11 protein-coding genes are annotated in these 7,863 nt (G+C 51.0%); 8 read left to right on the top strand and 3 right to left on the bottom strand.

The window, feature by feature from the left end:
- The 4 genes from OEL57_RS11315 to OEL57_RS11300 all read left to right on the top strand — a co-directional run.
- Positions 1 to 595: PilZ domain-containing protein (locus OEL57_RS11315; protein WP_300740642.1), on the top strand; the 595-nt coding region annotated here is incomplete at its 5' end.
- Positions 596 to 657: 62 nt separating this feature from the next.
- Positions 658 to 1,140, top strand: coding sequence for a PaaI family thioesterase (locus OEL57_RS11310; RefSeq protein WP_300740641.1), 483 nt, complete (start codon positions 658 to 660; stop codon positions 1,138 to 1,140).
- 51 nt (positions 1,141 to 1,191) lie between these two features.
- Positions 1,192 to 1,674 carry a YchJ family protein gene (locus OEL57_RS11305; RefSeq protein WP_300740640.1) on the top strand — a complete coding sequence of 161 codons (483 nt, stop codon included), beginning with the start codon at positions 1,192 to 1,194 and terminating at the stop codon, positions 1,672 to 1,674.
- Positions 1,671 to 2,291, top strand: a complete 621-nt coding sequence (locus OEL57_RS11300; RefSeq protein WP_300740639.1) for a trimeric intracellular cation channel family protein — start codon at positions 1,671 to 1,673, stop codon at positions 2,289 to 2,291. The genes OEL57_RS11305 and OEL57_RS11300 overlap by 4 nt, the downstream gene beginning before the upstream one ends.
- Here the strand turns inward: OEL57_RS11300 and OEL57_RS11295 are convergent.
- Positions 2,279 to 3,391, bottom strand: a complete 1,113-nt coding sequence (locus OEL57_RS11295; protein WP_300740638.1) for a class I SAM-dependent methyltransferase — start codon at positions 3,389 to 3,391, stop codon at positions 2,279 to 2,281. The two genes, OEL57_RS11300 and OEL57_RS11295, sit on opposite strands and share 13 nt — an antisense overlap.
- Positions 3,392 to 3,462: 71 nt before the next feature.
- On the opposite strand from OEL57_RS11295, the gene OEL57_RS11290 reads away from it, so the two are divergent.
- Positions 3,463 to 3,942, top strand: a complete 480-nt coding sequence (locus OEL57_RS11290; protein WP_300740637.1) for a DsrE family protein — start codon at positions 3,463 to 3,465, stop codon at positions 3,940 to 3,942.
- Between the two features lie 11 nt (positions 3,943 to 3,953).
- Here OEL57_RS11290 and OEL57_RS11285 read toward each other — a convergent pair whose 3' ends face one another.
- A complete protein-coding gene (locus OEL57_RS11285) occupies positions 3,954 to 4,490 on the bottom strand; it encodes a nitroreductase family protein (protein ID WP_300740636.1) in 537 nt (178 codons plus the stop codon).
- A gap of 410 nt (positions 4,491 to 4,900) precedes the next feature.
- On the opposite strand from OEL57_RS11285, the gene OEL57_RS11280 reads away from it, so the two are divergent.
- Both OEL57_RS11280 and OEL57_RS11275 read left to right on the top strand, forming a co-directional pair.
- Positions 4,901 to 5,506 carry an OmpW/AlkL family protein gene (locus tag OEL57_RS11280; protein WP_300740635.1) on the top strand — a complete coding sequence of 202 codons (606 nt, stop codon included), beginning with the start codon at positions 4,901 to 4,903 and terminating at the stop codon, positions 5,504 to 5,506.
- Between the two features lie 89 nt (positions 5,507 to 5,595).
- Positions 5,596 to 6,630 carry an MBL fold hydrolase gene (locus OEL57_RS11275; protein WP_300740634.1) on the top strand — a complete coding sequence of 345 codons (1,035 nt, stop codon included), beginning with the start codon at positions 5,596 to 5,598 and terminating at the stop codon, positions 6,628 to 6,630.
- Here OEL57_RS11275 and OEL57_RS11270 read toward each other — a convergent pair.
- Complete coding sequence (locus OEL57_RS11270) at positions 6,625 to 7,143, bottom strand: tRNA-uridine aminocarboxypropyltransferase (protein ID WP_300740633.1); 519 nt, start codon at positions 7,141 to 7,143, stop codon at positions 6,625 to 6,627. The genes OEL57_RS11275 and OEL57_RS11270 overlap by 6 nt on opposite strands.
- 80 nt (positions 7,144 to 7,223) lie before the next feature.
- Between OEL57_RS11270 and OEL57_RS11265 the strand changes: the two genes are divergently transcribed.
- The coding region (locus OEL57_RS11265; protein WP_300740632.1) for a zf-TFIIB domain-containing protein at positions 7,224 to 7,863 on the top strand (640 nt) is incomplete at its 3' end.

The following is a 7,863-nucleotide window of genomic DNA, read 5'->3' as shown; positions in this document are numbered from 1 at the left end:
ATGTTCCACCTTTCTGGAGGCCGAAGATCTGGCCCTGAAAAGCCTGTACTGCGGAATTCTGGTTGACCTTCCCTCCATCGTCAAGGCAAAGGGAGAAGAAAAGATTGTTGCCTGTTCATTGACCGGTTTTTTCCCTACCCTGCGGGTACGGGTGATGGGAACTATGCTGATCCCGATGACCATGCCTGGCGCAGCAAAGCAGGAAAACAGTCTCAACGACTTTATCAACCGCGCCTGCTACAACTTTACCGCTCGCCAGCTGCGCGTCCACCATCGCCATGTTATCGGCATCTCAGTCGCCACACGTTTTGCAGAATCGGAAACCCGCGCCTTTACCCTGGACATCTCCTGGGGCGGCGCCTTTATTGTTGATTTTAACCCGGAACGGTTCGCTATCGGTGACGAACTGATCGTTTTTTTTCAGGAACCTGGCTGTGAGATCAAGGCAACGGTTCGCTGGAAGCAGTCCTGGGGCCTGCGTCATGCCCCCGGCATCGGAGTTCATTTTCAGGACTTAACGCCCTGTCTCAGCGATTTTCTACTGCGCCTGCTCAAACATGCCAAAGATCATGACCGCGACCGACTGGTTGCATAAATTCTACACATCCCCCTCTTCCTGCTGTTTATAGAAGATCAAACTCACAAAGGATTTTTTCTATGACAATAACGTTCGATCAACAATCACCTATTGTTGACCTAGGTGGTGAACCTGACTGGACCCCCTTTGATGCCCCCTCACTGGTGGGCGACTCACTGCGCTTTGTATCCGGCGAACCAGACGGCAACCGTTTTCGCACCCGCTACTACCGTGACGCTGAAAATCACCTGCATGCCCGGATCTGGTTTGGCCCTGAGACCGAGGGCCCCCCTGGGCATGCCCATGGCGGATCCATTGCAGCGGTGATGGACGAAGCCCTGGGACTGGCAGCCTGGGCAGCGGGCTACCCGATTGTGGTGGGCAATCTGAATGTCAGCTTCCGTAACATGCTACCGATAAAAAAGGTCGTCACCCTTGAAAGCCAGGTGGTATCGGTTGAAGGTCGCAAGGTAATGGTGCACGGCAAACTTTTTTGCGATGAGGAAACTGTTTACGCAGAAGGGCAGTGCCTCTGTATCACTATCCCCGACCGACAGCACTGACCAGCAGTACCAAATCATCCCAATCAAATCATGTAAAGGAGTGCTTCAACCATGACCAGTTGTCCCTGCGGCAGCACAAAAAACTACAGCGACTGCTGCGAGCCGATCATCAAAGGCAGCTTGCCTGCTCAAACCGCTGAGCAGCTCATGCGAGCCCGCTACAGCGCCTACACCAAAACCGAGATGGACTTTATTTTTTCCAGTACCCACCCTGATGGACGTGAGGGATACGATCACGATGGCACCAGAACCTGGGCAGAAAATTCTGAATGGCTGGGGCTGAAAATCATCGGCAGCAAAAAGGGAAGCAAAGATGACGCCACCGGAGAGGTGGAGTTTATTGCCCGCTTCAAAGAGAACGGAGCGCTGCGAGAACACCATGAAAATGCGCTTTTCAAAAGGGTTGAGGGGGTTTGGCACTTTAGTGATGGTGTCATGGTCAAACCCAAACCGATTACCGTTACCAAGGTAGGCCGTAACGATCCCTGCCCCTGTGGCAGTGGACAGAAATACAAGAAGTGCTGCGGCAAATGAGTTTTCTTTACAGCCTTGATCTGCTGGGGACTGCCGCCTTTGCCGCTTCCGGGGCACTGGCGGCTATCCGGCGGGAAATGAATCTGTTTGGCGTATTAATGCTGGGGCTGGTTACCGCCTGCGGTGGCGGCACCCTGCGTGACCTGTTGTTGGGGGACACGCCGCCGTTCATTTTTAAAGATGAGACCTACCTCTACCTCTCGGTTGCGGTTGCGCTGTTCGTCTTTATCTTCCGCCACCACCTGGAATTTCTGCACCATCCCCTGCCCTACTTTGATGCCGTTGGACTGGGTACCTTTGTGGTAATCGGCACCGGCAAGGCACTAGAGTTCAAGCTTGGGCTGTTCGGTTCGGTCATGATGGGAGTCATGACCGCCACTGCCGGTGGCATGATCCGTGATCTACTGTCTGCCCAGGTACCGATGGTACTGCAGCGTGAAGTTTACGCTTCAGCCTGCCTGGCGGGCGGCACCCTGCTGTATCTGCTGCACCGCTACACCGACATCCCCCATACCTGGTCCCTGCTTGCTGCAGCAATGCTGGTGATCATCATGCGGTTGCTGGCCATCCGCTATAACTGGGCCCTCCCCCGCGCTAACGACTTCTACCGGGACTGACAACTGCAGCTCCCTTCCCGCAGCCTAACCAGAAACAGCTTCTTCAGATAATCTTCAGCCTGCTGCCGTTCAACGCTGGAGAGCGCCATCTCCGCCTTGGGCCTGATAAAGCGGCGCAAAAAGCGCCGCACGCCCCAGTTCAATGCGGGGTTGTCATGCCCCAGCCGATCAATCGGCACCGGTGCTCTAAGATGAAACAGGGAAACCGCCTCCCGCAAAGCCGGATTCAACATCAGCTGCGAACCTGCTGTTGGGCTGGCAGCACCCTTGCAGTCTCTGCCCAGGTAGCAGATGATATTGGCACGGGTTTCACGACGCCGGTCACACTCACGCAGACGGCTGATCTCCTGTTCAGGATCAGCCAGGGCATCCAGATGGGTAAACAGCAGCGGCTTCAAGCCGCTCTGCCCCACCAGCTCCATGAACTCGTCAATACGGTAGGTCTTGACATTGGGGTGCAGGAACAGGTCTGCCAGCCCGGAATCATTTTTCGCCTCCCAGGCAGCATCAACATAGCGTTTCAACCTGCTGGCCGGCGCAGCCTTTTTAAGCATCCGCTTGATGGCAGCCACATCCCGCACCTGCAACAACCGCATCGCCCGCCGGACCGATTCAGGCTCCTGCCGCGCATAGCGCCCATAAACCATCACCCTCAGGATGCCACCCGGCAGCAGCCGTTGCTCCAGCGCCCGCATACCGGCTGCCGGGTCATCCAGATGGTGCAGCACCCTGACAGCCTCCATAAAGTGGTACGGCCCCGGTGTAACTGTCGGATCGAGAAAATCCCCTTGCAGTAATCTGACATTAAAACGACGATGCAGCAGACAATGCAATCGTGCCCGCTGCAGGTTATGCTGGGCCAGATCAACCCCGGTAATCTCTGCCTTGGGGTTTGCAAGCGCCATCGGATACGGGGCAAAGGCACCGCAGCCGGAAAGCAGAATCTTCCCCTCCTGTTCCGACAGCAGTTCTCCGTTAAACCTCGCCCAGAGGGCTGTCAGGTTCATGGCATAGGTATCATAGCGCCTCACCGAAGCCAGGAGCGGATAGTGGGGATACGGATGACGCTCATAGTGGCCGGTAACTTCATGAAACGGCATGACTACTCCTGATTGCGGTAAAACGTTGATTGGCGTATGCTAGTTAGAACACAGCAAAAGGGGGATATGACATGAAAAAACTGGCTCTTGTTTTTGTTTCAACGCTGTTTTTATCACTGCTGGGCTTGCCTGCCATCATACACGCCGACAACACTGTACCAGACGACCGGTTTGCCCTCAAGGGATTGAAGCAGACTCGAGCCATCTTTGATGTGCGCCTGGCAGAACTGGACAAATTGCTGTTCAATCTGGGGTTGATCAAGGAAACCTATGAAGGAATTAGCAACCAAAAGGTAAAGCCTACCATAATTGTTTCCCTGCGGGGACCGGCGGTCAAGCTGTTTACAAAGGATCAGGCGCCGCCAGAGCTGAAAGAACTGCTGGCAGACCTAAAGAAAAAAGGAATCCGTGTAGAGATCTGCAGCGTGGCCACCCGGGTCTTTAAGGTCGATAACACCCAACTGCTGCCTGATCTGTTTCTGGTGGGCAACGTCCTGACCTCTCAGATCGCCTGGCAGAACAAAGGGTATGCATTGATCACCCTAAATTAGATTGTTCTTCATTACTGTTTCCAGAGGATGTCATAACGATTATGGCGAACCTTTGCATATTGCAGTTGATCCGCTGCAAGTGGTGTACGTTTTTCAGCCGGGTAACCGACTCCAATAATCGCCTCAACCCTGATTTGGGACGGTATCCCCAACAGATCCTGCACAAATTGTTCTGCTGTAATCTGAGTATCATGCTGCCGTTGTCGAACCTGAGCCCAGCAACTGCCCAATCCAAGTGATTGGGCAGCCATCTGCAACAGGATGGCTGCAATCGAACAATCCTCCACCCACACATCTGACTTGGTCTCATCGGCACAGACGACAACCGCCAGGGCAGCCCCCTTCAAAAAACCGGAGCCATGTAATTTGGCTGTTGAAAGTTTTGACAACAGCTCTGCATCATCCACCAGCACAAACTCCCACGGATTTATATTTCTGGATGTCGGCGCTCGCAGCAAGGTTTCCACCAGCAGCGCAACCTGCTCCTTTTCAAGCGGTTGCCCGGTAAAGCTGCGGACACTACGACGTTTTCGAATCAGTTCAATCATGCTCACCCTCCATTGATCAAAGCACTCAGAAGTTCTTTCATCTGTACTACTACCTTTTCATCCTCTTTTTGCAGCAAGTCTAATCAGTGCCATTAACAAAGTCAAACTGGCCAGGATCATGTTTCAAAAAATAAAAATTATTTTCACTCAAACACAAACAAACCATGAAAAGCCAGACCAAATTGTACGATATTTATGTCGGAATATTAATCTTTGTATACACCACAAGTTGTTGCAACAACGCCACAATTCAATATTCTATATATTTAAGTTATTGAATTTCAAGCATTTTTTTATTGACTTAGGTCAAAAATAGGACTAATTCCCGCACAAAAAGACATGAAATATCTTTTTTGACTTTTACCGAGAAGCATTGCTTCTCTACACCCCACGAAAGGCAGGGAATACTGATGAAAAAATGGTGTGGAATCGCAGCAGCAGCTGCAGTGTTGGCAGTAGGCGCAGGACAGGTGGCACAGGCAGCCGATGATTACAAATCATTCGGTGTCAGACTAAGAGCCATATATGTAAAACCAGCAGAATCTTTTGACAGTCAACTTAGCGGTCTTTCCCCCTCACTCACCGATAACATCATTCCTGAACTTGACCTGGAATACTTTGTCACTAAAAATTTCTCAGCAGAACTTATTGCAGGCGTAACCAAGCATGACATTAAACTCGGTGCCAATGCTGCTGGTTCCACCTACCTATTACCCCCGACGATAACTCTAAAGTATCACCCACTCGCTGGATCCATAGTCAGCCCGTATATCGGTTTCGGTGTAAACGTTATTTTCCCGTTTGACTCCAAAATGAACGGCTTTGACTGCAAAATAGATAATAGTATCGGTTGGGCCGCCCAGGCAGGCACGGACTTCAAAGTTACTGACAACCTGTATTTCAACATAGATTACAAGTATCTGAATGCTGACACCAAGGTTGCCTTAAACGGCACCAAGTTCAAGCTGGATCTAAACCCCCACCTGTTTGGTATTGGGGTTGGCTACCGCTTCTAGGTTGCCAACATCCAACAAAGAGGCCAAAGGGCACTTCTCCACCCTTTGGCCTCTTCCCGGCAATAGCTGTATAGTAGCGAGGTGTCGTCATGGGCAATCAAAACAATCTGGATGAGGCGATTGAAATCTCCGCAGGTGTCTATTGGGTTGGTGCAGGTACCAAGACCTTTCTGAGTAGAAACAGCTTCCTCAGAATTTTTGAGGGCAACAAGACATCCGGCAGCTTGTTAATTGACCCCGGTCCGACCAGTGATTTTATCAGCCTTTCACGCAAAGTTTCCTCGGTACTGCCTGGTGGCTTGTCAAGTATCAATCTGGCCTTTATTAACCATCAAGATCCTGATGTTGTTGGTGTGCTACCAAAGATGTACGCCATGAATAGAAGGCTGAACATTATTGCCACCGAAGACACCTGGCGATTGGTCAGTCTCAACGGTCTAACCTCTGTCCGCTTCCGCTCCATTGATCAGGTGCAGGATCAGCGTCTGGTACTCCCAACCGGCCACAAACTTCAGTTCATCCCGACCCCCTACTGTCACTTCAGGGGCGCCAGCATGATTTATGATCTTGAATCGCGCATACTGTTCACAGGAGATTTTTTAGGTGGTGTTGAGGCTTCAGGTCTGATTGCAACGGAAGAAAACTGGGCCGGTGTTAAGGCTTTCCATCAGATCTATATGCCTTCAAATGAAGCAATGAAGCTGGCCGTTAAAAAGATCAGGGCGCTTGAGCCAACACCATTGGCGTTGGCACCTCAGCATGGCGGGCTTATAAAGGGTGACCTGATCGAATTTTTCTTGGAACGAATAGCTGAATTACCGGTAGGCCTGGATATTGTTACCACCGTCAATGATCGGCTACCAGCCATGATTGCCGGGCTGAATGAAGTTCTTGGTGCAGTCAAAGAGACCATGGGAGAGTACAAAGTAGAAAGGATTTTGAAGCTTTTCAAGCCGGAAGGTGAGTATCCATCTCTGATCACCCTGGGGCGCGATGGTCTGGTCAAAGATATCAAAGGCGATCCGTTTGAGGCGATCAATGCATTGCTGAATGCCTTTATGGACTCTGCCACAGAACAGCAACAAAAGCTGTTACGACCGATGTTCAATTTGATGATGCTATAAAGGCAAGCCAGTTTCAGACAGCTGTTGTCGTCTTCTGACAGCCGTTTCCGGCCGCATATTGGCCAGAAAGCATTCCTCCAGTTGATCTGCCTTTGCAGCATAGCCGGTTGCCCGAAGAAGCTCAATCACACATTCAGCCGTACACAAGCCAGACTCCTTTTGATTTTTTCTCAGGTTGTAGCGTGACTTTCCTGCAGGCTTAAGGCTTACGCGACGCACCTGTTGCAGATACGGACTACGCTGGTGTATCTTGCGGGCCTCATGCCAGGTGCTATCAATAACGACAAACTGTTTGATACCAGACAGATCCACCTCATCTTCATCAGCAGCACCAGGATAGACCAAGGCAACACTACCTGATGCGATCTCCTCCAAAAGTTCCGCAGGTGGATTCAAGCGATCCCACCGAATCTGTTCTGCAGCCTCCCCCAACACCTCCAACACCAAACGACCAGTATTTGACTTTTTAGGAATTTCTTTAAAGTGCGTCAACAGGGTGATTTTCAACGTCATCGGCTCATGCTTCCCTTTGTTCTATTTTTCAGTATACTAACATGCTAATCATCAGATCTAACACCAAGAAGGTATCATGCATGGCCAGATGCTCAAACTGTAATGCCCCCCTTGCGCCAGGATCGCTGCTTTGTGGCTATTGCGGAAACCGTACCGACATCGACCTGAAAGGGATTCATTACTACACAACCCATGAAAATGACACCCCAAGAATCTGTCCTCGCTGTAATATCAAGCTCAAAACTCTTGATTTGAAGTTACATGGTCGGTTTCTGATTGATCGTTGTGAAACATGCCTCGGCATTTTCTTTGATCCCGGTGAGCTTGAGGCACTACTTGAGGCCACCGTTAAAAATATTTCCGGTGTTGACCGGGCCGGACTTGAAGCAATTAACGAAAAACGGGACCCAAACCAGTACCCGATCGCCTATATCAAATGCCCGGCCTGTGAGCAACTGATGCACCGGGTAAACTTTGGTGCAAAAAGCGGTGTGATTATTGATCGCTGCAAAGAACACGGCGTCTGGCTTGACGGGGGAGAGCTGCGCCAGCTGTTTGAATGGATGAAGCTGGGTGGACAACTGCTCGACCAGGAACGCCAGGAACAGCAACGCAAGGAAGCAGAACAACGGGAAAAGGAACAGCGCATGAAACTGAAAGGATATGATGAAGAGCCTTCAGCCTTCGGCAGCTTCAGCGATCCACTACGCAGGTCTGATC

This window comes from Trichlorobacter sp., assembly GCF_030247655.1.
Classification (GTDB): Bacteria; Desulfobacterota; Desulfuromonadia; order Geobacterales; family Pseudopelobacteraceae; genus Trichlorobacter.
This window is presented reverse-complemented; position numbering and strand designations above follow the sequence as displayed.